Source organism: Actinomycetospora sp. NBRC 106375, from assembly GCF_030269665.1.
Taxonomy (GTDB): domain Bacteria; phylum Actinomycetota; class Actinomycetes; order Mycobacteriales; family Pseudonocardiaceae; genus Actinomycetospora.
The window spans coordinates 1-25,987 of the sequence record NZ_BSTS01000017.1 but is presented as its reverse complement, the minus strand read 5'-3'; the positions used below and the strand labels follow the sequence as shown (position 1 = coordinate 25,987).

Below are 25,987 nucleotides of genomic sequence, written 5' to 3'. Positions count from 1 at the left end.
GTGCGCTGTCCTGTCCTGCGGTGCGAGCCCACTCGGCCGCGGACTGCACGACCGAGGGATTCCTGTTCACCGCGCTGCGGCGCTCGGCCAAGAGGCCCGACCGCCGCCACCCCTTCGGCTACGGCAAGGAGCGCTTCTTCTGGTCGATGCTCGCGGCGGTCTCGGTCTTCGTCACCGGCGCCGCGTACTCGGTGTACGAGGGCGTCGCCACGATCGTCGAGCAGGCGCCGGACCCCGCCGAGGAGCAGTACGCCTGGGTCGCCTACGCGGTGCTCGGTCTCTCCGCGGTCATCGAGGGCGTCTCGTGGCAGCAGGCCGTCCGGCAGGTGTGGTGTGAGAAGCGGGCGCTGGACCTGTCGCTGCGGCAGTACGTGCGCCTGTCCGACGACCCCACGTCGCTGAGCGTGCTGTTCGAGGACACCGCCGCCCTGCTGGGCCTGCTCCTCGCCGCGGTCGGCGTCGTCCTGCACCAGCTCACCGGTTCGTCGCTCTGGGACGGGATCGCGTCGGTGCTGATCGGTCTCCTGCTCGCCGGTGTCGCCTACGTGCTCGGGCGCACGAACAAGCACCTCCTGGTCGGCCGCTCGGCCGAACCGCGGGTGATGCGCGCGGTGTTCGACCACCTCGCGGACGCCCCCGAGGTCGTCGCCGTCGTCGACCTGAAGTCGATGCTCACCGGCGCCGACAGCATCCTCGTGTGCGCCCGCGTCGACTTCGTGGACGAGCTCGGCGCCGACGACGTCGAGCGGACCTGCGTCCGGCTCGACGAGGAGCTGCGGTCGCGCTTCAGCGACGTCCACGAGGTGTTCGTCGAACCGGTGCCCCGCGGCGACCCGGCGGTGCGCCGCGCGGTGCTGGAGCGCTACGGGGACCTGCTCACCAACTGGCAGCGGGAGCACGACGCCGCCGCGGGGTCGTCGACCTCCGCGTGATCACACCGGGCCCGTGCTGTGGTCCGGAGCGTTCTCGGGTAGGACCGGTGTGTGGCGAACGGGTCGGGCGACGGGGACGTCTCCGGTGGCGGCGAGTCGACGCTCACCGTCCTGCTCGCGCTGGCCTCGAACGTGCTGGTGGGCGTCCTCAAGCTGATCGCGGGGCTGCTCACCGGCTCGTCGGCGATGCTCGCCGAGGCGGCGCACTCGGTGGCGGACACGACCACCGAGGTCTTCCTCTTCACGGCCCTGCGCCGCTCGGGTCGCCGGCCCGACCGCACGCACCCGTTCGGATACGGCAAGGAGCGCTTCTTCTGGGCAATGATCGCCGCGGTCTCGGTGTTCATCACCGGCGCCGCCTACTCGATCCTCGAGGGCATCGAGACGATCGTCGAGCGGGCGCCCGACCCGGCGGAGGAGCAGTACGCGTGGGTCGCGTACGCCGTGCTGGCGCTGTCGTTCGTCATCGAGGGCACGTCGTGGCAGCAGGCCGTGCGCCAGGTGTGGCGGGAGAAGCGCGAGCTGCGGCTCCCGCTGTACCGCTACCTGCGGCTCTCCGACGACCCGACGGTCAAGAGCGTCCTGTTCGAGGACTCCGCGGCGCTGGTCGGCCTCGTGTTCGCCGCGCTCGGCGTGGGCCTGCACCAGCTCACCGGATCGTCGGTCTGGGACGGCATCGCCTCGGTGATGATCGGTGTGCTGCTGGTCTTCGTCGCCTACGCCCTCGGCCGCACCAACAAGAACCTGCTGATCGGCCGGTCCGCCGAGCCCCGCGTCATGCACGCGGTGTTCGACCACCTCGCCGACGCGCCCGAGATCGAGGCCGTCGTCGACCTGCAGTCGATGCTCACCGGCACCGACAGCGTCCTGCTCTGCGCGCGGGTCGACTTCGTCGACGCCCTGTCCGCCGCCGACCTCGAGCGTGCCTGCGTCCGGCTCGACGACGAGCTGCGCGAGCGCTTCACCGACCTCGACCAGATCTTCATCGAGCCCGTGCCGCGGACCGATCCGGACATGCGCGCGGCCGTGCTCGAGCGCTACGGCACCCTGCTGACCACCTGGCAGCGCGAGCACGACGCCCGTCAGTCCTCGGTCCACTCCAGGAGGTCGCCGGGCTGACAGTCGAGCACCCGGCACATCGCCTCGAGGGTGCTGAAGCGCACCGCCTTCGCCCGCCCGTTCTTGAGCACGGCGACGTTCGCGGGCGTGAGCCCGACGCGCTCGGCGAACTCCCCCACGCTCATCTTGTGCCGGGCGAGCTGCACGTCGATCCGCACGACGATCGGCATCAGATGACCGCGTCCATGTCCGTGCGCAGGGTGGTCGCGGCCCGCAGCAGCGCGCGCATCACCACCATGAGCAGCCCGACCACGGCGACCACGAGCGTCGGCACCAGGAGCAGCAGCATCACCGGGCCCCGCTCCTCGTCGGCGACGGACCCCACCCACGCGACCACGCCCACGAGCACGACCCACGCCGCCGCGATCGCGCCGACGATCACGTCGACCCACACCAGGGACGAGGTCGTGAAGATGCGGTCGGCCCGGACGCGGGAGAGCAGCGCCCAGGTCGCGACGATGACCACCTCGGCGCAGAGCAGCCAGAACGCCGCGAGCGCGGTCGCCGGCCACCGCAGGGGCGCGAACTGCGGGGACTCCGCCGCCCTCGCCGCGAACTGGCCCGGGAACGACAGCGTCTGGAAGACGACCAGGACCGCGAACAGCACGACCAGGCAGATCCGGAGCGGGATCACCACGCGCTCGACTCGAGGCATGCGATCGAGGATCGCGCGTTTTCTATCGACAATCAATAGCTGATGATCCGGTCGGCGCGATGGGCGGTAGCGGCGATCATCCGGGCGTTGGCGGCGTCGCTGCCGTCGGCGCGGGCGACGGCCTCGGCGTGGCTGCGGCCGTGGCGCTCGTGGCGGGCGACGAGGCGCGCGCGGCGCTCGTCCTCGTCGGGGGCGAGGAACCACACCTCGTCGAGCAGCGCCCGGACGCCGTCCCACGGGGCCTCGTCCATGAGCAGGTAGTTGCCCTCGGTCACCAGGACGAGCGCGTCCGGCGGGACCTCGAGCGCGCCCGCGATCGGCTCCTCGATCTCGCGGCGGAACTCCGGGGCCCACACGGTCGCCGCGCGGGACCGGGCGCGCTCGAGGAAGGCGACGTAGCCCGCGGCGTCGAACGTGTCCGGGGCGCCCTTGCGGTCACGGCGCCCGAGCCGGTCGAGCACGGCGTTCGCGAGGTGCCAGCCGTCCATCCCGACGACGGCCACCTCCGGCCCGGCGAGCGCCGCGACGAGGGTGGACTTGCCCGCTCCGGGGCCGCCGACGATCCCCAGGAGCCGCCGGCGCCCGTCGGCACGGGCGGCGTCGAGGAGGTGCGCGATGTCGGGTCCGGTCATGTGCGCACTATTGCCCACGAGCGGGTACGCCCGGTCGGTGGAGCTCCCCGTGCCCGGTCCGGGCCCCGACGCCGCGGTCGCGTTCGTGCGGGAGCACCTCGCCGACCTCGTCTGCGACACCCCGGCCGCGTCCCCGTCCTTCCGCGGCGGCCAGACCGCCGCCGACGCCGCGCTCGCCGCGCTCGACGTCACGCGCTACGCGGGCCGGCGCAACGAGGTCTGGCCGGTCGAGCGCCGCGGGGCGTCGCGGATGTCGCCCTACGTCCGCTACAACCTCGTGGACCTGCCCACGCTCTGGGCGCACGTCGCGGACGCACCGTCGAACGACCGTCGCAAGTACCGCGACGAGCTGACCTGGCAGGAGTTCACCCGCCACCTCTACGCCCGCTTCGGCCGCGACGGGCACCCGGCCCTGCGCGACGAGCTGCGGGCGACGCCGCCGCAGCCGTCCGAGCCGTGGGACGAGCCCTGGCCGCGGGACATGCGCTGCATGGACGCGACGGTGGGCGAGCTGCACACCGACGGGTGGCTGGTGAACCAGACGCGGATGTGGCTGGCGAGCCAGTGGACCGTCCGGGCCGGGGCCCGGTGGCGGGACGGCGAGGAGGAATTCTTCACCCACCTCCTCGACGGCTCCCGCGCCGCCAACCGCCTCAACTGGCAGTGGACGACCGGTGCCGGCTCGGGGAAGGCGTACGGTTTCTCGCGCTGGCAGGTCCAGAAGCGGGCGCCCCAGCTCTGCCGCGAGTGCGCGCTGCGCGACGCCTGCCCGGTGCAGGGCTGGCCGCCCGACCAGCGCACCACCCGCGTCACGGTCTCCGACCTGCTGCGCGGGGACCCCGACCCCGACGTGACGGCGGGGCCGTCCTCGCCGCTGGTCGGCTCCGGCTCCGAAGCTGTCGAGGAGGTCGTCGACGCCGTCTGGCTGACCGCGGAGTCGCTGGGCGACGCGGACCCCGCCCTGGCGGCGCACCCGGACGTGCCCGCGGTCTTCTGCTTCGACGAGCCGCTGCTGCGCCGGCTGATGCTCTCCGGCAAGCGCCTGGTGTTCCTCGCCGAGACCCTCGCCGACCTCGCGACCCGCCGCCCCGTGGAGATCCGTCGCGGGCGCGTCGTCGAGGAGCTCACCGGGCGCCGCCTCGCGGTGACGTTCGCGCCGGTGCCGGGGTTCCGGCGGCTCCGGGAGGAGCTCGCGCCCGCGGTCGTCCATCCGTGGCCCTGGCTCTTCCGCCCGCGCGCCGGGCGGATGCAGTCGTGGACGGCGTGGCGCAAGGGCATGCCCGCCCAGCCCGACGGGCCGGTGCCGGTCGCGAGCTGACCCTCGTCGGTGTCGGGGGGACGTGCGAGGCTGCCGGCGGGTCCGGAGGGGGTCGCCATGGTGCGCGAGCAGCAGCCGTGGCTCGACGTGCCGTACGCGGAGAAGGACGACGCCAAGGCCGCGGGCGCGCTGTGGGACCGGCGGGCCCGACGCTGGTACGCGCCGCGGCCGGGCGTGCCCGAGCTCGCGCGCTGGCTCCCGGTGGTACGGACGCCGCCGGAGGGCGTGCCGGTGGCCGACGGAGCGGCCGACGACTCGGCGGCCCGTCCCGCGGCCGGGGACACCGGCACCGCAGAGATCGGGGGCGCGGCCGAGGTCCGACTCGCCGAGGCTCTGCGCGGCCTCACCGAGCCCGGCCCGTGGGAGCGGCTCACCCGGCGCCGCCCGCCGTGGCGCGTCCTGCACGGCGTCCCGGCGAGCCCGCGCCGCGATCTCGACCACGTCCTGGTCGGGCCGCCGGGGGTGGTCACCGTCGAGGTCCTGCAGCACGCCGGCGTCGTGTCCGTCGAGGACGACCGGCTGGCCGTCGACGGCAAGGTCGTCGACGTCGTGTCGCGCGCCCGGGCGGAGGCCGAGCGGGTCGGTCGTCTGCTCGCCGCCGCGCGGGACGGCGGCGGGGTCCCACCCGTCACCGCGGCGCTCGCCGTGGTCGCCGCGTCCGTGGCCGTCGCGCCGGGCCGGGAGCGGCCGCAGGGTGTGCTCGTCGCGACGCCCGCGAACCTGCCCCGCCGGATCACCGGGCTGCCCACCGAGCTCGCCGACGACGAGATCGACGAGCTCTACGCCGTCGCCCGTCGACTGGGCACGTGGACGCGGGACCTCTGACCGGCGCCTTTCCGTCCCGGGCGGCCATGGTGCGGTGCCGCGGGCGTTCCTACATTGGGCGTGGCGACAGGAGGTCCGCGCCATGGGCGACGGGAGCAGGAGCGAGGCCGGGCACGTCGACGTCCTGATCGTCGGAGCCGGCGTGTCCGGGATCGGGGCGGCGCACCACCTGCGGGAACACTTCGGAGACCACAGCGTCGTCGTGCTCGACGCCCAGGAGCGGCACGGCGGCACCTGGTGGACCCAGCGCTTCCCGGGTGTGCGCTCCGACAGCGACCTCTACACCTACGCCTACCGGTTCAAGCCGTGGCACGGTCCGTCGATCGCGTCCGGCGACAAGATCCTCCGCTATCTCGACGAGGTCGTCGCCGAGGACGGTCTCGGTCCGCACCTGCGCCCGCGGCACCGCGTGACCGCGGCCCACTGGTCGAGCGCGGACCGGTGCTGGACCGTCGACGTCACCCGGGACGACACGGGCGAGGACCTGCGCTTCACCACCGGCTTCCTCTGGATGTGCGCGGGCTACTACCGCCACGGCGACCCCTACCGGCCCGAGTGGCCGGGCACCGAGCGCTTCGCCGGCCGGATCGTCCACCCGATGAGCTGGCCCGAGGACCTCGACCTCACCGGCCGGCGGGTCGTGGTCATCGGCTCGGGGTCGACCGCCGCGACGCTGATCCCGGCGATCGCCGAGCAGGCCGCGCACGTGACGATGCTGCAGCGCTCGCCGTCGTACTACATCGCGAAGCCGACGGTCACCGAGCTCGGGACGACGCTCGAGGCCCTCGACATCCCCCGCGCGTGGACCTCGGAGATCCTGCGCCGCCAGTTCGTCAGCCAGACCCAGTGGCTGGCGCGCACGGCGCTGGAGGACCCGCAGCTCGTGCACGACTACCTGCTGGAGAACGTGCGGCCCCTGCTCCCGGAGGACTTCGACGTCGAGCAGCACCTCACGCCGCGCTACCGGCCGTGGCAGCAACGGGTCTGCATCGTCCCGGACGGCGACCTCTTCGCCGCCCTGCGCGAGAAGAAGGCCTCCATCGTCACCGACACCGTCGAGACCTTCACCGAGCACGGCATCCGGCTGCGCTCCGGCGAGGAGCTGCCGGCCGACGTCGTCGTGAGCGCCACCGGCTTCAACCTCGCGGTGTTCGGCGACGTCGCCCTGAGCGTGGACGGCGAGCCGGTCGACGTCGCCGACCGCGTCACCTGGCGCGGGCTGATGCTCTCCGGGGTGCCGAACATGGCCTACGTGTTCGGCTACCTGCGCCACAGCTGGACGCTGCGGGTGGATCTCGTCGCCGACGTCGTCTGTCGCCTGCTCGCCCACCTGCGCGAGCGCGGTGCGACCACGGTGACCCCGACCCTGCGCGCGCAGGACGCCGACATGGCGCTGCTGCCGTGGTCGGACCCGGCGAACTTCAACCCGGCTACATCACGCGCTCCCTGCACCTGCTCTACCGCCAGGGCGACCGCCCGCCGTGGAACCACATGCTCGAGCACGACGAGGAACAGCACGTCCTCCCCGACGTCGATCTGGAGGACGGCTCGCTGCGGTACTCGTGAGGCGCGGGGCTCGCCGGGGGCTCGCGCGGGCCGGAGATCCGGGTCACCCGCCATCGGCGCGCTCGGCCGGTACCGGGCCGAGAGCGAGTGTCAGAACGGTGGCGGGTCCGGGTCGTCCGGCGGCGGCCGGCCCGGTGCCTCTCCCGCCGTGCCGGCGCGCGAGACCCTCGCGGTCCCGGTGGGCGAGGCTGTGCCCGGCGGCCTTCGGTGACGCCGGTGTTCGGTGGCCCAGACCGGGCCGTCGGTCGCGTACTCGTCCGGCTCCGCGCTCGAGCGCACGGCGGGCGGGGCGCAGTCGGGGAGATCGTCCAGGACGGGTCGGGGTGGTCGTTCGTACGTGTGCCCGCTCGGGCTGAGCCAGAGGAACCAGCCGGGTCGCGGTTGGGTCAGCGTCCAGCCCTGGTCCTTGAGGTCGTGGTCATGACCGCACGCGGGGCCGAGGTTCCTGTCGACCGTGAGCCCGCGATCCACGACCGCGAGGGTGTGGTCGATCTCCGCCTCGAGGGCCGAGGTCCCGCAGGTGGGGAACACGCACGACCGGTCGCGCGACGTGATCCATCGCCGCAGCGCGGCGGACGGGAAGCGGGCGAGCGCCTCCCGCGCCCGGGCCCGCCGGCGCACCGCCTTCTGCGACCACCGGAGGGCATCCAGCGGTCCTGCGAACGGGTCCGGCCGCGCGTCGTCGCGGGCCGTACGCCCGTGCCGCGCGCGTCCCTCGGCCTCACGGGCGGCGCGTTCCTCGGCATCGCGGGCGGCGTCGTCCTCCGCGCGGGCGGTGCGCCACTGGGCGAGCTGGTGCTCCAGGTCGACGAGCAGTCGCGCCCACTCCGGGTGATCGGCGGGATGGAGGGAGTCGAGGAAGGCCTCGGTGACGTGGAGCTCGACCACGGGTCGCGGAGCGCCCGGGACGGCGGGCTCCTGCGGCGTCGTGCCCGTAGACGAGGGACGGCGGCGGGTCACCAGAGCGGCGACGAGCACGCCCTCGTCGTCGCTCACCACGACCCGCCACTCGGCGTCGGCGTACGCCGCGGCGAGCTCGCGGGCCACCCCGGCGGTGATCACACCCCACCCCGGCATGCGCGCGGGCCGCTCGTCGAGCTCGAGCAGCGTGCCCAGCCCCACCCGCAGCTCGAACCGCGACTGCCGCGTCGGCCGCCGCTGCCCCGCACCACCGGGGTCGCGGGCACCGGTCTCGTCAGGACCCGTGCCCTGCGTCGCGGCCGGCTCGTCGTCGACGGGCTCGTCACCCACCGCGCCGTCGCCGGCGGCCTCGTCACCATCCCCACCACCGGCTGCGTCGTCATCCCCACCACCGGCTGCGTCGTCACCGACCGAGCCGCCACCGGCCGCGCCGCCACCCGCCGCGCCGCCACCCGCCGCGTCGTCTGCAGGCGCGCTCTCGCCGGGCGCGTCCTCCGGGGGCGCGTCGGCGGGCTCGGGCGTGCGACGGGGCTGGGGGTCGTCGTCCTCGGCCATCGCGACGACGGCCGCCACGATCTCGGCGTCGGAGGCACCCTCGTTGTCGGGGTGGAACGCGGCGAGGATGACGTCGGCGCGGATGGTGTCGATCAGTCCCGTCCGTCCGGACGCCTGGGCCCGGGCGGCGAGGGCGTTGAGCCGCCGCGCGGAACGCACCCCGCCCTCGAACGGCAGGTCGAGCGCGGAGAGGTTGACGGTGCCGGCGTCGGTACAGCGGGCCACGACCCGACGCTGGCGACGGTGCGCCCGGTAGATCTTCTCCGCCCACTCCGTGTCGAGGTGCTTGGCCAGCGTCTGGATGCGGTCGATCAGGCGGGACGGCGTGAGCCCGGCGGCCTCGCCGACCAGGCGATCGATCACCGCGGCGGCGTGCTCCGCGGAGAGGGCCGCGGTCCAGCGCACCAGGATCGCCACCCGTTGCTCGTCGATCTCCCCGGCTTCCCATGCCGCGCCCAGCCTCGGGTGACGGGCCGCGGCGTCGGCGAGGTCGAGGATCCGGGACACCGCGGTGCGCGAGGCCGTCAGCACGAGCCGCAGCTCGTCGCCTTCCTGGTCGTCCCGCTCGGCGCGGCCGCCGGGCTCCGACGGGTCGGCGAGCGCGGCCTCGCGGGCGCAGACGTGGAACCGGGCCTGCTGGTGGGCCAGCTGGCGGCGCTGCGCGGCCAGCACGCGCATCGTGTCGTAGGGGCTGACGCGCTCGGGATCGAGCCGCTCGAGAACAGCACTCAGCGCGGCGCCTGCGGGGGTCTCCTCGAGCCCCGCCGGCACCTCCTGGAACGCTGTGTCGAACACGTGTTCGACTCTAGCGCCGCCCCCCGACAACCCGGTGCCGTTCCCGAGAACCCCCTCAGATCTGCTGCACCCACGCCGCGACGAGCAGCCCGAAACCCAGGACCACCGGCACCGTCACCGGCACGACCCAGGGGCGGCGGCGACCACCGAGCAGGTGCTCGGTGAGACGGATCTGCAGCGCGCCCAGCGCCCACCAGACCACCGCGAGCACCACCAGCGTCCCGACCCACACCCACGCGTGCGCGGCCCACGCGCCCACGAGGTTCGGGCCGCCCCAGGCATCGTCGTACGGCCCCGCGACGACGAACCCGTAGAACGGGCCGCGCGCGGTGGCCAGCAGCGCCATCCACGCCAGCCACCAGAACAGCCCGCCCAGGACGGCGCTGAGCACGCCGTGGAGCAGGACCCGCGGGCCGGGCGCACGATCGTCGAGATCGGACGTGACACCCCCGCACGCGAGATGTCGCCGCGCGGTGTCGACCCCGCCCAGCGGGCCGCTCACCGCGACCCCCACCAGCTCGCCGGCCGCGGCCGGGAGCAGCCCGAGGCCGTACGCCAGACGGCGCCCGGCACCCTGCCGCACGCGACGGCCCCGGGCCCCGCTCACCGCTGCGCGATCGGAGGCTTCGGCCCGACCGCCGGAGTGCGGCCGCCGCGCCGCGGGGACGGAAGGGGCCGCACCGGACCCCGCCGTGGAGGCCACCCCCGGCTCCCTGCCGGTGGGCCGGACGGAGGGCGCCTCGGGCGTCGCACCGGCGGACGCGGGAACGGAGATCGGCGCGTGGCTCATGTCCGACGACGCTAGGGACCCCGTCCGACATCCGAATCGGTCCGAGGGACCGGATCCGTCTCCCCCTCAGGTATGAGACGCGACTACAGGAGCTCCAGCACGAACGGCAGTTCCTGGACGCCGTACCAGGCGAGCTCGTGGTCCTCGGCCTCGCCGAGCGTGAACTCGGCGTCGGGGTCGCCGAGATCGGCCGCGTCCACCACGGCCGCGGCCGCCCGCACCGCGTCCCCCGCCTCCTCCAGGTCGAGGTGGACGGCGGCGAGCCGCGAGATCGGCACCGGGCCGCCGACGCGCACGACGGCGTCGTCGAGGTCGGGACGCAGCGTCACGTCGTCGACGTCCGCGCTGACGACCGCGCGACGCGGCGGGGCCCCGGGATCGTCGGCGAGCTCGGTCGCGAGCAGGCGCAGCGACGCGCGGGCCGCCTCGGACATCGCCACGTACTCGAGCTCCTCGTCGTCGCCCGCGACGTACGCCTCGCGCAACCGCGGGGTGAGCGCGAACGCGGTGCCCGACAGGGGCTGCAGCTGCTCGGTGTCGAGCAGCCTGCGCAGACCGGCCACGGTGGCCGGGACGTAGATCCTCACCGCTCTCCCGTTCTCTCCCGCCGCCAGCGGGCCGCCGTCGTCCGCAGCGCGACCTCGGCGACCTCGGCCTGCTTGCGGGGGTCCATGACGTTCCAGCCGGTCACGGCCCGGTCCTCGGGGTCCGGGGCGTGCTCGGTGACGGCGACGCCCGCCTCGCGCACGCGCGTGACCTCGTAGCCGGAGCGCCCTCCGATCAGCCCGCGCAGCCACCCGTCGGTGGCCGCGACGGGATCCGACCACACCGCCGGTGTCGGCCCCGTCCGGGCCAGGGGGACGAGGACGAGCGCCTCGTCCACGGGGGGCATGTCGGGGTCGAGCAGCAGGTCGGCCGACGTCGCCGAGCAGACCCCGCCGTCGACGTAGCGGTGCCCGCCGATCTCCACCGGCGAGAACCACCCCGGCACCGCGCACGACGCCGTCGCCGCCTCGGCCATCGACGCGGTCGGCGCGCCGGGGCGACCGAAGGGCACGCGGGCGCCGGTGTCGTAGTCCATCGCGACGATCCGCACCTGCGGGTACTCGGGCCAGGTCTCGCTCGCCCACTTCGTCGCCCACCGCCGCAGGCCGGTGGTGTCGCCGCGCCCGGTCGGCAGCAGCGCCGCCCCGAACGCCAGCGGGGGGAAGCGGCGGGGACGCCGGGCGATCTCACCCAGCAGCCGCAACGACCCCGGACCGACCCGCGGCACCGGCGGCAGCCCGCGACGGGCGGTCGAGCGCGGCGCACCCCGCGGGCGGGACGGCGCCGGCGGGGGATCGAGCAGCTGGGCGAGCATGTCGGAGGCCGGGACCCCGCTGGCCAGCGCCGCCGCGACGACCGAGCCCGCCGACGTCCCGACCAGCGCGTCGGCCTCCCGCGCGTCCCTTCCCGTCGCCTGCTCCCAGGTGGTCAGCGCCGCGACGGTCCAGGCGTAGCCCAGCTGCCCGCCCGTCCCGAGGACGAGACCGAAGCTCACGGGGCCGCCACGGGAGCGCTCACCGCGGCACCGTCGCGCGCAGCTCCGCCAGCGACTCCGCGATCAGCTCGCCGAGCTCGTCGACGTCGGCCATCGAGTCGCGGTCGGCGTTGAACCCGTAGAACACCCCGCCGTCGTACGACGTCAGACCCACGGCCAGCGACTGCCCCTTCGCCAGCGGCACGACGGGGTACATCTCGAGCATCTTCGCGCCGGCCGCGTAGAGGGCGTGCTGCGGGCCGGGGACGTTGGAGACGACGAGGTTGAACAGCCGGCGGGCGAACCCGTTCGCCGCCCGGGCGCCCAGCGCGTGCAGCGTCGGGGGCGCGAACCCGCCGACCCGCACCAGCGCGTTCGCCCCCACCGACTGGCCCGACTCCTTGTGCTCCCGCATCGCGTGCGCCACGTGGTGCATCCGCAGGACGGGGTTCGGCTCGCCGACGGGCAGGTCGACGAGGAACGACGCGATCTGGTTGCCGAGCAGCCCGGCGCCGGCGAGCGAGCCCGTCGTCTCGGCGTCCCCGCGCACCGACAGCGGCACCATCGCGCGCATCGTCGTCGTCGGGGACACCGACGCCCCGCGGGAGAGCAGCCAGTTGCGCAGCGCCCCGGCGATGACGGCCAGCACGACGTCGTTGATCGTCCCGCCGTGGGCGCGCCGCACCGCGCGGTAGTCCTCGAGGTCGGTGCGGGCCATCGAGAAGCGCCGCTGGGTGGAGATCGGCACGTTCAGCGGGCTCACCGGGGCGGGCCGCACCGCGGTGCGCACGGCGGAGAACAGCCCGCCGGCCACGCCCGCGACCTTGGTGACGGTGTCGGCCGCGTCGCGCACGGCGTCACGGGCCGCCTCGACGGCGTTGCCGGGCCGCGCCACCGCCTCGCCGACGGCGTCGTAGACCAGACGCCAGGCCGACGGCTCCTGGCGGGCGATCCACTCCTCCTCGTTGGCCGGGGCGCCGGAGGCGGTGTCGTCGAGCACGACCTGGCCGATGTCGATCGACGCGACCCCGTCGACCATCGCCTGGTGGGTCTTCGTGACGAGGGCGACCCGCCCGCCGGACAGCCCGTCGACCAGGTACATCTCCCACAACGGACGGGTGTGGTCGAGCGGGCGGGACATCAGCCGGGCGACGAGCTCGCACAGCGCCCGCTCGGTGCCCGGCGCGGGCAGCGCGGAACGGCGCACGTGGTAGGTGACGTCGAAGTCGACGTCGTCGATCCACACCGGCCGGGCCATGCGGCCGGGTACCTCGCGGATCTTCTGGCGGTAGCGGGGCACCAGGCCGATGCGGCTGGAGATGAGGTCGACGAGGCCGTCGTAGTCGAAGCCGTTCCGCGGCTTGCGGAAGACGGACACGCTCCCCACGTGCATCGGGGTCGTCGGCTGGTCCATGTAGAGGAAGGAGGCGTCCAGCGCCGACAGGCGGTCCGGCATGGGCGCGATCGTCGCACAGGGCCGGGTGCCGGGCCGGGCGTCGGGGCGTCTGCCAGGCTGGTCGTGATGTCGCCCTCACCCAGCTCACGGCCGGTGTCACCCAAGGACGCCTTCGTGACGGTGTACGGGCGCAAGCCGGTGCTCGAGGCGCTCGGCGACCCGGAGCTGACCGTCGACAAGGTCGTGCTCGCCGACGGCGTCGACCGCGACGCGGTGCGGACCTTCACCGAGGCCGCGCGGGCCCGCGGGCTGACGCTGCAGCGGGCGTCGGCGCAGCGGGTCAAGGTGCTGGCGGGCAACGGGCGGCAGGACCAGGGGGTGCTCGCCGACGTCGTCGCCCCGCGGATGCGCACCGTGGAGCACTTCCTCGAGGAGCTGCCCGATGCCGCCGACGCCCGGGTGCTCGTGCTCGACGGCCTGACCAACCCCGCGAACGTCGGCATGATCCTGCGCTCGGCGACCGGCGCCGGGCTCGAGGGCGTCCTGCTGCCCCGCCGCGGGGCGCCGTCGATCGACCCGCTCGTGGTGAAGGCCTCGGCCGGCATCGCCTTCCACGCCCCCGTGCTGCGCGCCCGCACGGCCGCCGACGGCCTGGCGGCCCTGGCCGAGGCGGGGTTCGTGCTGCTGGGGCTGGACGGCTCCGGTGGGACCACGTTGTTCGACGCCGAGCTGCCCGGGCGGGTCGCGCTCGTGGTCGGCGGTGAGACCGACGGGATCACCGACGACGTGCGCGCCGAGCTCCACGGCACGGTGACGATCCCCCTGGCCGACGGGGTGGAGTCGCTCAACGCCGCCTGCGCGGCCACGGTCGCCTGCTTCGAGCTGGCCCGCCGGCAGCAGTAGCGCGGAACGCCCCACGGCTGTCGGACGGCTCGCCTACGCTCGGCGCCGTCCCCGCGGACCGGTCCTCCCCCGGCTCCCGCTCGCAGGACGCGTCGCGTGCGCGTCCGCAGCCTGCCCGGGAGGTCACGTCGTGAGCACCACCGCCACGGCCACCGCCACCGCGCCGTCCCCTGTGCCCGCCCGGGCCCGCCGGGTCGGCGACGTCCCCGCGCCGCGGGTGCGTCCGCTGGCCGAGGTCCTGCCCGCTGCCCCGCCGGCCGCCGTCACCGCGGCGGCGCCGGACCTCGACCCCCACCGGGACCAGGAGGACCTCGACCGGCTCGCCGCCGCGCTGCGTCCGGTCGCGGCCCGGCTGCTCGGCGCCGTCGCGGACGTGCTCGCCGGCCGCCGCCCGCCCGGGCACCTGGACGCCCTGCTCAGCGGGCCGGCGTTGCAGACGCTGGCCCGGGCCGCCCGCCCGCCGGGCGCCCGGGGCCGGGCGACCGCGCGGACGCCGTCCTCGGGACCCGCCGCGGCGAACCTCCGCGGCCTGCGGGTCTGCGCGCTGGGCCCGCGCGCGGTGGAGGTGTCCGCCGTCGTCCACGGACGCGATCGCGTGCGGGCGCTGGCCGCCCGACTCGAACGCGCCGACGACGGCCCGGCCGACCCCGGGCGGTGGCGCGTGGTGGCGCTGTGCCCGGGGTGACGCGGGCGGTGGTGCAGGTGGTGCAGGTGGTGCAGGCGGTGCAGCCGGAGCAGGCGGTGCAGCCGGAGCCGGCGGCGCAGTCGGAGCCGGCGGCGCAGCCGGAGCAGGCGGGTCAGGCGGGTCCGCGGGGCGGCGCCCCGTGGCACTGCTTGTACTTGCGTCCCGAGCCGCACGGGCAGGGCGAGTTGCGCGACGGGGTGTCGGAGCGACGGGCCTGCTGCGGGTTGGCCCGGGCGGCGCGGCCGCCACCGGCGCCGTTGCCCGAGCCGTTGCCGTCGGCGGCGTGCCGCGCGGCGTGGCCGTCCTCGTCCGGACCGCTGTAGTTCAGCTCCTGCGGGCGCCGGCCGCCGAGGCCCGCGCCGCGGAACGCGTCGGGCAGCGCGTCCTTGCCCAGCTGGGAGAGCGCGGGGCCGGCGGCGGTGGTGGGGCCGAGGTCGGGCTCCTGCGCGTGCGCCGCCCCCCGCTGGCCGTCACGGCCGGTCCGCTGACCGTCCCGCTGACCGGCGCGGCCGTCCCGGCCACCGCGGGGGCGCTGTGAGCCGGGCGCCGGTCCGCGGCCGGGCCGTCCCCGGCCGCTGCGGCCCGTCGGCACCTGGGGCGCCTGCGGTGCCTGGCCCCCCGGGGCGGCCTGGGCGGCCTGGGCAGCGGCCGCCGCGGGCGGCGTGGCGGCGGGCGGCACCGATCCGGGCGGGCCCGCCGGGGCCCCGGGAGCGCCCGGAGCCGGGGATCCCGGGCCGGCCGGCGGGGCGCCGGCCGCGCGTCGTCCGACCGGGATCGCCCCGGTGGGCGCGCTCGCGAGGCGCGGGTCGACCGGCAGCGGCGCGGCGCCCGAGGTGCTCGGGGTCTGGCGCGGGTCCGGGGTGTCCGGGCGGATGGCCGCCTGGACGCTGGTGTCCGTGGTCGGGTTGGCGCCCGGCACGGCGTCGACAGGGGCCTGCTCCTCGACCTGGATGGTGAGGTTGAACAGGAACGCGACGGACTCCTCGCGGATGCCCTCCATCATGGAGGTGAACATCTCGTAGCCCTCGCGCTTGTACTCGATCTTGGGATCGCGCTGGGCCATCGCACGCAGGCCGATGCCCTGCTTGAGGTAGTCCATCTCGTAGAGGTGCTCGCGCCACTTGCGGTCGAGCACCGAGAGGACGACCTGCCGCTCGAGCTCGCGCATCCCGCCCTCGGGCGCGATGCGGTCGATCTCGTCCTCGCGGCGGGCGTAGGACTCGAGGGCGTCCTCGGTGAGCACCTCGACCAGGTAGTCGCGGTCGACGTCGTCGTGCTCCTCGAGGATCTCCTCCCACGAGACCCCGACGGGGTAGAGCTGCCCCAGCCCGGTCCAGAGCTTGTCGAGGTCCCAGTCCTCGCTGTAGCCCTCGCTCGTGGCGCCGTCGACGTAGGCGGTGACCACGTCGACGATCATGTTCTGGACCTGCTCGGAGAGGTTCTCGCCCTCGAGGACGCGGTGGCGCTCGGCGTAGATCACCGTGCGCTGCTGGTTCATCACCTCGTCGTACTCGAGGATGTCCTTGCGGGCCTCGAAGTTCTGCTGCTCGACCTGCGTCTGGGCGCTGCGGATGGCCCGGGAGACCATCTTGGCCTCGATGGGCATGTCCTCGGGGAGGTTGAACCGGGTCATGATCGACTCGACCATGGCGCCGTTGAACCGCCGCATGAGCTCGTCGCCCAGAGAGAGGTAGAACCGCGACTCGCCCGGGTCGCCCTGGCGGCCGGAGCGGCCGCGCAGCTGGTTGTCGATGCGGCGCGACTCGTGGCGCTCGGTGCCGAGGACGTAGAGGCCGCCGGCCTTCTTGACCTCCTCGGCCTCCCGCTCGACCTCGCTCTTGACCTCGGCGAGCGTGTCGTCCCACGCCGCCTCGTAGTCCTCGCGCGACTCCACCGGGTCGAGACCCTGGGCGCGCAGGCGCTGGTCGGCGATGAAGTCGGGGTTGCCGCCGAGCACGATGTCGGTGCCGCGGCCGGCCATGTTGGTGGCCACCGTGATCGCGCCGCGCCGGCCGGCCTCGGCGATGATCTGCGCCTCCTGCTCGTGGAACTTGGCGTTGAGCACCGAGTGCGTCACGCCCCGTTCGGTGAGCAGCTTCGCGAGGTACTCGGAGCGCTCGACGCTCGTGGTGCCGATCAGCACCGGCTGGCCGCGCTCGAAGTGCTCGGCGACGTCGTCGGCCACGGCCTCGAACTTGGCCGGCTCGGTCTTGTAGACGAGGTCGGGCTGGTCGAGGCGCTGGGGATCCTTGTTGGTGGGGATCGTGACCACGCCGAGCTTGTAGGTCTTCGACAGCTCCGCCGCCTCGGTCTGGGCGGTACCGGTCATCCCGGCGAGCTTCTCGTAGAGGCGGAAGTAGTTCTGGAGCGTGATCGTGGCCAGCGTCTGGTTCTCGGCCTTGATCTCGACGCCTTCCTTGGCCTCGATCGCCTGGTGCAGGCCCTCGTTGTAGCGGCGCCCGACGAGCACACGGCCGGTGAACTCGTCGACGATGAGGACCTCGCCGTCACGGACGATGTAGTCCTTGTCGCGGAGGAAGAGCTCCTTGACCTTGACGGCGTTGTTCAGGTAGCCCACGAGCGGGGTGTTCGCGGCCTCGTAGAGGTTCTCGATGCCGAGCTGGTCCTCGATGAAGGAGACGCCCTCCTCGGTGACACCGATGGTCTTCTTGCGCTCGTCGACCTCGTAGTGGACGTCGCGCGTCATCTTCGGGGCGAGGCGGGCGAACTCGGTGTACCAGCGGGCGCTCTGCTCGGCGGGACCCGAGATGATCAGCGGCGTGCGGGCCTCGTCGATGAGGATCGAGTCGACCTCGTCGACGATCGCGAACGAGTGCCCGCGCTGCACGCACTCGGCCTTCGACCAGGCCATGTTGTCGCGCAGGAAGTCGAACCCGAACTCGTTGTTCGTGCCGTAGGTGATGTCCGCCTGGTACGCCGCCCGGCGCTCCTCCTGCGGCATCCCCGAGTAGATGGCGCCGACCTCGAGGCCGAGGAAGCGGTGCACACGACCCATCCACTGCGAGTCGCGCTGCGCCAGGTAGTCGTTCACCGTGACGACGTGGACGCCCTCCTGGGCGATCGCGTTGAGGTAGGCCGGCAGCGTCGAGACCAGGGTCTTGCCCTCGCCGGTGCGCATCTCGGCGACGTTGCCCTCGTGCAGCGCCGCACCGCCCATGAGCTGCACCGGGTAGTGGAACTGGCCCAGGGTGCGGTTGGCGGCCTCGCGCACGACGGCGAACGCCTCGGGCAGGAGGTCGTCGAGCGACTCGCCGTCGGCGTAGCGCTCGCGGAACTCGTCGGTCTTGGCCTGCAGCTCGGCGTCGCTGAGCTCCGCGGTCTCGTCGGCGAACGTGTCGACGTAGTCCGCGATCTTGCCGAGGCGCTTGACCGTGCGCGTCTCGCCGGCGCGCAACAGTCGGTTCAGGACCACGGTGGTGACCTCGCTCGTGCTTCGTCGGCGCCACGGATGGGCCGTCCGGCGTCGCGCACCGGCACGGGCCCGCCCCCATCGTAGGTGCTCGGGGGACGGGCCCTGTGCGCGCGTGCGTGCCCCTCCCGCGAGGGAGGCACGAGAACGGATCAGACCAGGGCGATGACGCCGTACGCGTAGCCGTGGCGGCGGTACACGACGCTCGGGCGCCCGGTGGCCTTGTCGGAGAACAGGAAGAAGTCGTGGCCGACGAGCTCCATCTGGGAGAGGGCGTCGTCCACCGTCATCGGGATCGCGTCGTGCTCCTTGTGCCGCACGATCTGGCCCGGGAGGTACTCGTCGGTGTCCTCGGCGGGTTCGCGGGCCGCGGGGACGTCCACCGACCACGGCTGCTCGGCGAGCTCCCGCTCGAGCAGATCGGTCGCGGCGGCGGCCGCGGACTCGGTCGGCGTCTCCGGGGACGCGATCCCCCCGAGTGCCCGCGCCACCGACACCGGCACGCGCCGGCCGTGGCTCACGCGACGACGGTCGTGCGCGCGGCGCAGACGGGCCTCGAGACGGGCCACGGCCTGGTCGAGCGCGCAGTAGAAGTCGGCGGAACAGCCCTCGCCGCGGACGACGGGGCCGCGTCCACGGCCCGTGATCTCGACGCGCTGACAGTTCTTCGACCGGCGGGGGTTCGGCTCGTGGGAGAGCTGGACCTCCAGCCTCATGATCTTGTAGTCGTAGCGCTCGAGCCGGGCCAGCTTGTCGGCCGTGTGCTCGCGGAAGTGATCGGGGACCTCGACGTTGCGTCCACAGAGAACGATCTCCATTGACGACCTCCCGGTTGGGGGACACGTTGCGCGGCCCGGTGCACCGGTGGAGGGCGTCCATGTCCTCGCCGGGAGCCAGACCGCGTGAACTGCGACGTTCGCGCCTCCTGTCGTTCACCGACTCAGGATGTGGGCGTCACCGTAGTGACTCCGACCGTTCCCGCGGTAGGTCCGATCTGCCCGATGGCGTCCCTCGGACGACACCCGACCGGATCGGTCACCGGCCGTCACGGACTCCGCGCGGGTGAGACCCACCCGGCAGGCGACTCCCCACCCGGACGAGTGAGGTGCGCGCCCGGGGGTCGGCCACGGTGAGCACCACGACCACGTCCACCGGCCGGCCCGCGGCGGCGAGCAGCGCGGTCGCGGCCCGCGCGGTCGCCCCGGTCGTCAGGACGTCGTCGAGCAGCGCCACCGCGCAGCCGGGCGGCGGCAGGCCCCGGGGACGCAGGCGCAGGTGGCGCGCGAGGTTGTCCGCCCGGGCCGCGGCGTCGAGGCCCACGGCGTCCGCGGCGCGCCGACCCAGTGCGAGCGCGCGGGACACGCACGGGAGACGCGGCGCCGCGGGGCTCGACCCGTCGGCGGGCACCTCGGCGCCCGAGGTCCCGGACCTCGCCACCACCGCCCGCGCGAGGCGCAGCACGTGGTCGCCCCCGCGTGCCCGGGCCGCCGCCGGCCGGGAGGGTGCGGGCACGAGCGCGGCCGGCGGGACCTCGCCCTCGCGCAGCGCCGCGGCGACCAGACCCGCGAGCGGACGGGCGAGCTCGCGGCGCCCGCGCTCCTTGTAGGACAGGAGCACCGCGCGCGCGCTGCCCGCGTAGGGCGCGAGCGCCAGGACCGGCGGGAGCCCCGGCAGGTCGAGGAGCCCCGGGCTCCGCCAGCGGTCGCGACAGCGTCCGCACCAGCGCTCGCCCGCCTCGCCGCACCCCGCGCACGGGGCGGGCAGGAGCAGGTCGGCCAGGGCGAGGAACGCGGGACCGAGACGGTGACGCGGGTGCACGCGCCCAGCCTCACGCCGCGGACCTCGGCGGGGCCAGGACCGGCCCCGGACCCTGGGGACGCATCCGGCGGATGGGGACGGCGGACGGCCCAGCGGGTCGGGCCGGGTCGGGGGTTTCGGGCCAGCGGGTCGGGCCAGCGGGTCGGGTCAGCGGGTCGGGTCGGCGGGTCGGGTCAGCCGGGGTACGCCGGCACCGTCCCGGAGCCGAAACCGGACACGGCCTGCCACACGTCGCCGCCGGAGGCGCTCCCCCCACCGAGGGGCAGGGTCCAGGTGCCGCCCTGGTCGGCCACCACCAGCGGGCGGCCCGGGCGGGCGGCGACGGCGGTCACCGGAGGGGTCAGGTTGGTGGTCGGGAGCGACTCGAGGTCGAGGCCGTCGACCGACACGAGCGTCACCGGGCGGTCGGCCCGGTTGCCGACCGCGACGAGCTGGTCGGTGCGCGTCCAGCCGACGTCGAGGACCTGGTCGAGGGCCCCGGGACGCAGCTCCGTGACCGAGCCCAGGCGCGCCCCGCCGACACCGTCGCGGGCGATCGCGGCCACCAGGACCCGACCCCCGGCGACGATCGCGGCCCGCGCCCCGTCCGGCGAGACGCGCAGCGCGGACAGCGTCCCCGGCGACCCCGGCGGCGCGGCGACCCCGGCGGCGGCGAGCCCGGAGGCGTCCACGGCCTGGGGACGCACCGGGCTCCCGGGACGCTCGCGGACGGCGCGGACGACGGTCGTCGAGTCGACCACCGACCAGACCTCGGTGCCGTCCGGGGTCCACGACGGACGCGCGATCGAGCGTCCCTCGATCCCGCTCGGCGTGAGCTCCGAGCCGCCGGGGCCGGTGAGCAGGCGGGCCCGCCGCGCGGACGGGTCGGTGGCGCCCCCGTCCTCGGCCACCACCGCCACCTCGCCCTCGTCGCTCGCCGACGCGGAGACCGCGCGGTAGGTGCCGCGTCCGGCCGGCCCGCCCGCGGGCTCGCCCGAGAGCAGCCGCAGGGCCCCGTCGTCGGCGACGAGCACGGGGACGTCGGACTCCTCCGGCCCGCCCACGACCGGGTCGAGCGGCAGGTCGGGGCGCGTCGCGACCTCCGGCGGGAGCCCCGCCAGCGCGTCGGTGACGTTGACCTCGGGCGTCGCGGGCAGCAACGGCGCGCCGTCGACGAGCAGGCGCACCCGCGAGACGCCGATCCCGGCCAGGGTCAGCGTCACCTGCTGGGCGATCTCGCGGCGTCGCGGGTCGTCGAGGGCCCCGGTCCGGGACAGGTCGACCACCGCGGCGCCCTCCGCGGTGGTCGTGACGTCGGAGCGCAGCGTGGTGCCGACCGGCAGGGCGCTGACCGCGGCGCCGGCCAGCGACTCCGACGGCCCCGCGAACAGGTACTGCAGCGCGCGCGTGGGCACCGACCGCGCCGGGCTGGTCGCGAGGTAGCGGGGGTCGGAGACGGGGGCGTCGTGCTGGGGGTCGAGGAACCAGGTGCGCACCGGACGGGTGCTGGCCCGCAGGTCGGAGCGCCGCACGATCGTCCCGGTCGGCAGCGACGAGATGCGCCACTGGCCGTTCTGCTCGGTGAGGCCCACGTCGATCTCGACCTGACGGACGCCGGCCACGAAGACGCCCTCCGGGGTGAGCACGCCGAGCGCGGTCGCGCGGATCCGCACGGTCGACTCGCCGGCAGGGACCGGGCGGTCCGTGAACACCGTGTCCACCTGGTCGTTGACGACGATCGGGGCCGCGCCGTCGTCCCACGTGCCGGCCGCGGCGGGCGTGAGGAAGGCGCGGGCGGCCTGGTGGCGCTCGGCCGTCGCGCCGGACGCCAGGACCCACCCGCGCACGGTCTCCAGCGGGCCCGCGTTGCGCGCCGGACCGGGCGGGGCGGTCGGCTCGGCGGCGTCGCCGACCCGGCGCAGCACGGTGACGTCCGACGACCCGGGCACCGACGCGCACCCGGCGCCCAGCACGAGCGCCAGCAGCAGTGCCGGCAGCAGCCGCCCGATCGTCCGGGGGCGCGTCACCGGACCACCGACGAGCCGGGATCGGACGGCGGCGACGGCGCCGGGACGTCCGTGCCGGAGCGGCGGCCGGACGCACCGGCGGTGTCGCGCTCGTCGGTCGCGTCGTCGCCGCCGGCGGTGTCGCGGACATCGGTCGTGGCGCGGCCGTCGGTCGTGTCGAGGTCGTCGGCCGTCGCGCGTTCGCCGGGCGTGGCGCGGCCGTCCGCCGTGTCGCGGTCGGCTCCGCGGTGGGCGTCGACACCGTCCACGTCGTCCACCGCGTCGAGATCGTCCACCGCGTCGAGATCGTCCACCGCGTCGAGATCGTCCACCGCGTCGAGATCGTCCACCGCGTCGAGATCGTCCAGACCCTCGAGGTCGTCGAGACCCTCGAGGTCCTCGAGGTCGTGGACCCGGTCCAGGTCGTCGATCTCGTCGGCTCTCGTGGCTCCCTCCGCCTCGTCGGTCTCGTCGGCGTCCTCGGCCAGGGGCGGCATCGCGGTCCCGGCGGTGGCCGCGCCGTCGCGGATGCCGGGTTCCGCGGCCGCGGGCGCCGCGGCGACGGGCAGCAGGGGCAGGGGGCTGGTGCGCAGGCGCTCGCCGTGGCGCAGCGGGAGGGTCAGGCGGAACACCGCGCCGCGGTCGACCTCGCCCCAGGCCTGCAGCCAGCCGCCGTGCAGCCGGGCGTCCTCGAGGCTGATCGCCAGGCCGAGCCCGGTGCCGCCGCTGCGACGCTGGCGCGACGGGTCGGCACGCCAGAACCGGTTGAACACGAGCCCGGCCTCGCCGGGCTTGAGGCCGACGCCGTGGTCGCGCACGACGACCGCCAGCGCGCCGTCGTCCGCGGCCAGGCGCACCTCGATCGGCCGGCCCTCGCCGTGGTCGATGGCGTTCGCGAGCAGGTTGCGCAGGATGCGCTCGACCCGCCGCGGGTCGACCTCGGCGAGCACCTGCTCGCCGTCCTGGTCACCCAGGTCGAGCAGCAGCGGCGTCCCGGTCTCCTCGACGAGGTGGCGCACGGTCTCCGCGGCCCGGCGCACGACCGCGCCGACGTCGACGAGGTCGAGGCCCAGCTCCGCCATGCCGGCGTCGAGACGGCTGATCTCCAGGAGGTCGCCGAGCAGGCCCTCGAAGCGGTCGAGCTCGTCGACCAGCAGCTGCGCCGACCGCGTCGCCATCGCGTCGCCGGGGTCGACCTGGGCGTGCAGCACCTCGGCGGCCATCCGCACGGTGGTCAGCGGCGTGCGCAGCTCGTGGCTGACGTCGGAGGTGAACCGACGCTGCAGCGCCCCGAACTCCTCGAGCTGGCGGATCTGCGACTGGATGCTCGCCGCCATCTCGTTGTACGACTCCGCGAGGCGTGCGACCTCGTCGTCGCCGTGCACCGGCATCCGTTCGTCGAGGTGGCCGTCGGCGAAGCGTTCGGCGACGTCGGCGGCCTGGCGCACCGGCCGCACGACCTGGCGCGTCACCACCGACGAGATGCCCGCCAGCAGCACGAGCAGCACTCCGGCCGCGAGGGCGAGCGTGCTCTGGACCAGAGCGAGGGTGCGCTGCTCGGCCGACAGCGGGAAGAGCAGGTAGAGCTGCAGGTTCCGCCCGGCGGTGCGCACCGGCTGGCCGACGACGAGCGTCGGGACCGGCGCCGCCTGGCCCGACGACGCCACGGTCAGGTACTTCGTGGCGAGGAAGCCCTGCAGCACCGGGGCGCGCAGCTGGGGCGGGATGACCTGGGCCGGCCCGGCGCTGACCTCGACGTTGCGCCCGTCCGGCACGGTCGGCAGGGCACCGGGGACCGCGCCGACGGTGTCCGAGCCCGCGATGAGCACGGCGTCGAACGCGCCGGCGTCGCTGGCCGGGTCGTTGCCGCGCGCCTCGGCGTCCTGCCCGCTCGTGGACAGGCGGTCGAGGACGTCGTCGAGCACGGCCTGGGCGCCGTCGCGGTCGGGGTCGATGCGGGCGAGGTCGCGCTCGAGGGCCTGGCGGGAGATGTCGGCCTGGATGAGTGCCGCCTGCTCCTTGCCCTGGACGAGCCGGTCGGCGATCTGGGTCTGCAGCACGAGCCCGAGCACCGCCACCACGACGATCGACATCGCGAGCGTCGAGAGCACCACGCGCAACTGCATGGAGCGTCGCCACAGCACGCGGACCTGGCCGGTCCGCTCGGCGACGAACCGGTCGAGGCGAAGGCGCAGGCCCGTGACCAGGCCCGTCACGGCGGGCTCCTCCGGATCAGGGTGGGCCGGCCTTGTACCCCACCCCGCGGACGGTCAGCACGACCTCGGGGTGCTCCGGGTCGACCTCCACCTTCGAGCGCAGCCGCTGGACGTGCACGTTGACCAGCCGCGTGTCCGCCGCGTGGCGGTAGCCCCACACCTGCTCGAGCAGCACCTCGCGGGTGAACACCTGCCGCGGCTTGCGGGCGAGCGCCACCAGCAGGTCGAACTCCAGCGGCGTGAGCGGGATCGTGCGCCCGTCGCGACGCACCTGGTGCGCCGGGACGTCGATCGTCACGTCGCCGACCTGCATCTGCTCGGCGGGCTCGGACGGGAACTGGCGCAGCCGCGCCCGGATGCGCGCCACCAGCTCCTTGGGCTTGAACGGCTTGACCACGTAGTCGTCGGCGCCGGACTCCAGCCCCAGCACCACGTCGACCGTGTCGGTCTTGGCGGTCAGCATGACCACCGGCACCCCGGACTCCGCCCGGATCGCCCGGCACACGTCGATGCCGTTCATCCCCGGGAGCATGAGATCCAGCAGGACGAGGTCCGGCGAGTTCTCGCGCAGGGCGGGCAGCGCGGAGGAGCCGTCGCCGACGACCGTCGTCTCGAAGCCCTCGCCCTCGAGGACGATCGTCAGCATCTCCGCCAGCGAGGCATCGTCGTCGACCACGAGGATTCGCGAGCTCATGTCTCAATGGTGTCACTTCTCACCGACGATCCGGGGGCAATGTCGCCGGACAGGCCGCTGATCAGGCGTTCCGCCACCAGCGACTCCGCCGTCCGGGTGAGTGCTTCGTGCCCCTCGCCCGCGTCGACGACCGCCCAGGGCGCCAGCCATGTCCGATCGACGAGCTGGTCGTACAGATCCGCACATCGCGCCTGCAGCGCCGCGTCGGACTCGTACCCGTCCGGAGTACGCGTCGGGTCGGCCGCGGCGCGGTCGCGGACACGCCGCGCGGCGAGCTCCCCCGGGACCCGCACGAGCACCTGCGCGTCCGGCGCCGGCACCCCGAACCGCTCCACCTCCAGCGCGCGGACCCAGGCCACGAACGCGCCGTCGACGTCCTCGCCGCACCGGGCGGCGCCGTAGGCCGCGTTGGAGGCGACGTAGCGGTCGACGAGCACGAGGTCGTGGGTGGCGCGCGCGGTGCGCAGGTCCTCGGCGGCGCCCGCACGGTCGAGGGCGAACAGGACCGCCATGGCGTGCACCGAATCGCGGAGGTCGCCGTGCCGACCGTGCAGCGCCTCGCCGGCCAGGCCGGCGTGCACGTCGGCGTCGTAGCGCGGGAACGCGTGCGTCGCGACCGTCGCGCCCCGGCGGCGGGCAGCGTCCGCGAGCGCCGCGACCAGCGTCGCCTTCCCCGCCCCGTCGAGCCCCTCGACGGCCACCATCGCGCCCACGACGGAACCCTATGCGGCGGCCCCGTGCGGTCCGAGCGAAGGGCACCTTCGCTCGACGAGACGGGCGTGGGGCGCCGTCGCCGGAACGGGCCTCGGTCGTGGGGACGGCGTCCGCGCGCGACCGCTCGCGCTCGCGGAGATCAGGAGCGCACCACGCACCTCGGGGCGCCGAGGAGGTGCACAGAGCGCTCCTGATCTCCACCGGGCCGGGCGGACCACGCCGCCCGGAACGAGCGAAAGGCACCCTCGCTCGACGGGATCGAGCGAAGGTGCCCTTCGGTCAGTACGTCACGCGACCATCGGCGCGCGGCGCGGATCGGTGGGCAGCGGCGACGAAGGAGCCGCTGACGACCGCATCCGCTTGCCGCGGCTGACTAGTAGCGGTAGTGCTCCGGCTTGTACGGGCCCTCGACGTCCACGCCGATGTACTCGGCCTGGTCCTTCGTGAGCTTGGTCAGCTCGGCGCCCAGCGCCTCGACGTGGACCTTCGCGACCTTCTCGTCGAGGTGCTTCGGCAGGC

Annotated in this window: 21 protein-coding genes and 1 pseudogene; 7 read left to right on the top strand and 15 right to left on the bottom strand. The window is 74.9% G+C overall.

The genetic code is table 11. The features are described 5' to 3' along the window. Positions 1 to 20 precede the first annotated feature (20 nt). Both QSK03_RS24520 and QSK03_RS24515 read left to right on the top strand, forming a co-directional pair. A complete protein-coding gene (locus tag QSK03_RS24520) occupies positions 21 to 932 on the top strand; it encodes a cation diffusion facilitator family transporter (protein ID WP_285657639.1) in 912 nt (303 codons plus the stop codon). 51 nt (positions 933 to 983) lie between these two features. Further along, positions 984 to 2,051 carry a cation diffusion facilitator family transporter gene (locus QSK03_RS24515; RefSeq protein WP_285657637.1) on the top strand — a complete coding sequence of 356 codons (1,068 nt, stop codon included), beginning with the start codon at positions 984 to 986 and terminating at the stop codon, positions 2,049 to 2,051. Here QSK03_RS24515 and QSK03_RS24510 read toward each other — a convergent pair. From QSK03_RS24510 to QSK03_RS24500, 3 genes are read right to left on the bottom strand one after another with little or no spacing between them, the layout of a single operon-like run. Further along, positions 2,015 to 2,221 (bottom strand): helix-turn-helix domain-containing protein, encoded by a 207-nt coding sequence (locus tag QSK03_RS24510; RefSeq protein ID WP_285657635.1) that lies wholly within the window; start codon positions 2,219 to 2,221, stop codon positions 2,015 to 2,017. The two genes, QSK03_RS24515 and QSK03_RS24510, sit on opposite strands and share 37 nt — an antisense overlap. Continuing rightward, positions 2,221 to 2,706 carry a DUF2975 domain-containing protein gene (locus QSK03_RS24505; protein ID WP_285657633.1) on the bottom strand — a complete coding sequence of 162 codons (486 nt, stop codon included), beginning with the start codon at positions 2,704 to 2,706 and terminating at the stop codon, positions 2,221 to 2,223. Before QSK03_RS24505 ends, QSK03_RS24510 begins: the two co-directional genes overlap by 1 nt. Before the next feature lie 32 nt (positions 2,707 to 2,738). Next, positions 2,739 to 3,338, bottom strand: a complete 600-nt coding sequence (locus QSK03_RS24500; RefSeq protein ID WP_285657631.1) for a nucleoside/nucleotide kinase family protein — start codon at positions 3,336 to 3,338, stop codon at positions 2,739 to 2,741. Here QSK03_RS24500 and QSK03_RS24495 point away from each other — a divergent pair. The 3 genes from QSK03_RS24495 to QSK03_RS24485 all read left to right on the top strand — a co-directional run bounded on the left by QSK03_RS24495 (position 3,322) and on the right by QSK03_RS24485 (position 7,258). Further along, positions 3,322 to 4,656, top strand: coding sequence for an FAD-binding domain-containing protein (locus QSK03_RS24495; RefSeq protein WP_285657630.1), 1,335 nt, complete (start codon positions 3,322 to 3,324; stop codon positions 4,654 to 4,656). The two genes, QSK03_RS24500 and QSK03_RS24495, sit on opposite strands and share 17 nt — an antisense overlap. A 57-nt stretch (positions 4,657 to 4,713) precedes the next feature. Then, positions 4,714 to 5,481 (top strand): DUF5710 domain-containing protein, encoded by a 768-nt coding sequence (locus tag QSK03_RS24490; protein ID WP_285657628.1) that lies wholly within the window; start codon positions 4,714 to 4,716, stop codon positions 5,479 to 5,481. An 82-nt stretch (positions 5,482 to 5,563) separates the two neighbouring features. Continuing rightward, on the top strand, positions 5,564 to 7,258 hold the full coding sequence (locus QSK03_RS24485; protein ID WP_285657626.1) for a flavin-containing monooxygenase: 1,695 nt from the start codon (positions 5,564 to 5,566) through the stop codon (positions 7,256 to 7,258). Between the two features lie 2,115 nt (positions 7,259 to 9,373). Here QSK03_RS24485 and QSK03_RS24480 read toward each other — a convergent pair. The 4 genes from QSK03_RS24480 to QSK03_RS24465 all read right to left on the bottom strand — a co-directional run bounded on the left by QSK03_RS24480 (position 9,374) and on the right by QSK03_RS24465 (position 13,083). Beyond that, a complete protein-coding gene (locus QSK03_RS24480; RefSeq protein WP_285657625.1) occupies positions 9,374 to 9,925 on the bottom strand; it encodes a hypothetical protein in 552 nt (183 codons plus the stop codon). Between the two features lie 266 nt (positions 9,926 to 10,191). Next, positions 10,192 to 10,695, bottom strand: coding sequence for a DUF6912 family protein (locus tag QSK03_RS24475; protein ID WP_285657623.1), 504 nt, complete (start codon positions 10,693 to 10,695; stop codon positions 10,192 to 10,194). Beyond that, positions 10,692 to 11,648: a patatin-like phospholipase family protein gene (locus tag QSK03_RS24470; RefSeq protein ID WP_285657622.1), complete on the bottom strand. Its 957-nt coding sequence runs from the start codon at positions 11,646 to 11,648 to the stop codon at positions 10,692 to 10,694. Before QSK03_RS24470 ends, QSK03_RS24475 begins: the two co-directional genes overlap by 4 nt. 19 nt (positions 11,649 to 11,667) lie before the next feature. Continuing rightward, positions 11,668 to 13,083: a WS/DGAT/MGAT family O-acyltransferase gene (locus QSK03_RS24465; protein ID WP_285657620.1), complete on the bottom strand. Its 1,416-nt coding sequence runs from the start codon at positions 13,081 to 13,083 to the stop codon at positions 11,668 to 11,670. A 66-nt stretch (positions 13,084 to 13,149) separates the two neighbouring features. Here QSK03_RS24465 and QSK03_RS24460 point away from each other — a divergent pair, with 66 nt between their 5' ends. Further along, a complete protein-coding gene (locus tag QSK03_RS24460; protein ID WP_285657619.1) occupies positions 13,150 to 13,926 on the top strand; it encodes a TrmH family RNA methyltransferase in 777 nt (258 codons plus the stop codon). A 130-nt stretch (positions 13,927 to 14,056) separates the two neighbouring features. Continuing rightward, the gene (locus QSK03_RS24455) at positions 14,057 to 14,611 is read left to right on the top strand and encodes an Rv3235 family protein (protein WP_285657617.1); all 555 of its coding nucleotides are present in this window, start codon (positions 14,057 to 14,059) and stop codon (positions 14,609 to 14,611) included. A 112-nt stretch (positions 14,612 to 14,723) separates the two neighbouring features. On the opposite strand, the gene secA is transcribed toward QSK03_RS24455, so the two are convergent. The 8 genes and pseudogenes from secA to QSK03_RS24415 form a co-directional block, all read right to left on the bottom strand. Then, positions 14,724 to 18,044, bottom strand: a complete 3,321-nt coding sequence (gene secA, locus QSK03_RS24450) for a preprotein translocase subunit SecA (RefSeq protein WP_285657616.1) — start codon at positions 18,042 to 18,044, stop codon at positions 14,724 to 14,726. Positions 18,045 to 18,193: 149 nt separating this feature from the next. Continuing rightward, positions 18,194 to 18,859, bottom strand: coding sequence for a ribosome hibernation-promoting factor, HPF/YfiA family (gene hpf, locus QSK03_RS24445; protein WP_285657615.1), 666 nt, complete (start codon positions 18,857 to 18,859; stop codon positions 18,194 to 18,196). A 217-nt stretch (positions 18,860 to 19,076) separates the two neighbouring features. Further along, positions 19,077 to 19,859, bottom strand: a complete 783-nt coding sequence (locus QSK03_RS24440; RefSeq protein ID WP_285657613.1) for a ComF family protein — start codon at positions 19,857 to 19,859, stop codon at positions 19,077 to 19,079. A gap of 173 nt (positions 19,860 to 20,032) precedes the next feature. Next, positions 20,033 to 21,865: an LpqB family beta-propeller domain-containing protein gene (locus tag QSK03_RS24435; protein ID WP_285657611.1), complete on the bottom strand. Its 1,833-nt coding sequence runs from the start codon at positions 21,863 to 21,865 to the stop codon at positions 20,033 to 20,035. Between the two features lie 542 nt (positions 21,866 to 22,407). Then, positions 22,408 to 23,970, bottom strand: a pseudogene (mtrB, locus tag QSK03_RS24430) (MtrAB system histidine kinase MtrB); the annotation flags it as partial. A gap of 106 nt (positions 23,971 to 24,076) precedes the next feature. Beyond that, complete coding sequence (mtrA, locus tag QSK03_RS24425) at positions 24,077 to 24,754, bottom strand: MtrAB system response regulator MtrA (protein ID WP_285657607.1); 678 nt, start codon at positions 24,752 to 24,754, stop codon at positions 24,077 to 24,079. After that, on the bottom strand, positions 24,751 to 25,467 hold the full coding sequence (locus QSK03_RS24420; protein ID WP_285657605.1) for a dTMP kinase: 717 nt from the start codon (positions 25,465 to 25,467) through the stop codon (positions 24,751 to 24,753). The genes mtrA and QSK03_RS24420 overlap by 4 nt, the downstream gene beginning before the upstream one ends. Positions 25,468 to 25,841: 374 nt before the next feature. Further along, positions 25,842 to 25,987 (bottom strand): adenosylhomocysteinase (locus QSK03_RS24415; RefSeq protein ID WP_285657842.1); only part of this gene is annotated, 146 nt, incomplete at its 5' end.

Excerpts from the sequence above, each read along its gene's own strand:
- QSK03_RS24510 (WP_285657635.1), bottom strand. The coding sequence starts at position 2,221 with ATGCCGATCGTCGTGCGGATCGACGTGCAGCTCGCCCGGCACAAGATG.
- QSK03_RS24505 (WP_285657633.1), bottom strand. The coding sequence starts at position 2,706 with ATGCCTCGAGTCGAGCGCGTGGTGATCCCGCTCCGGATCTGCCTGGTC.
- QSK03_RS24495 (WP_285657630.1), top strand. The coding sequence starts at position 3,322 with ATGTCGGGTCCGGTCATGTGCGCACTATTGCCCACGAGCGGGTACGCC.
- QSK03_RS24500 (WP_285657631.1), bottom strand. The coding sequence starts at position 3,338 with ATGACCGGACCCGACATCGCGCACCTCCTCGACGCCGCCCGTGCCGAC.
- QSK03_RS24490 (WP_285657628.1), top strand. The coding sequence starts at position 4,714 with ATGGTGCGCGAGCAGCAGCCGTGGCTCGACGTGCCGTACGCGGAGAAG.
- QSK03_RS24485 (WP_285657626.1), top strand. The coding sequence starts at position 5,564 with ATGGGCGACGGGAGCAGGAGCGAGGCCGGGCACGTCGACGTCCTGATC.
- QSK03_RS24465 (WP_285657620.1), bottom strand. The coding sequence starts at position 13,083 with ATGCCGGACCGCCTGTCGGCGCTGGACGCCTCCTTCCTCTACATGGAC.
- QSK03_RS24460 (WP_285657619.1), top strand. The coding sequence starts at position 13,150 with ATGTCGCCCTCACCCAGCTCACGGCCGGTGTCACCCAAGGACGCCTTC.
- hpf (WP_285657615.1), bottom strand. The coding sequence starts at position 18,859 with ATGGAGATCGTTCTCTGTGGACGCAACGTCGAGGTCCCCGATCACTTC.
- mtrA (WP_285657607.1), bottom strand. The coding sequence starts at position 24,754 with ATGAGCTCGCGAATCCTCGTGGTCGACGACGATGCCTCGCTGGCGGAG.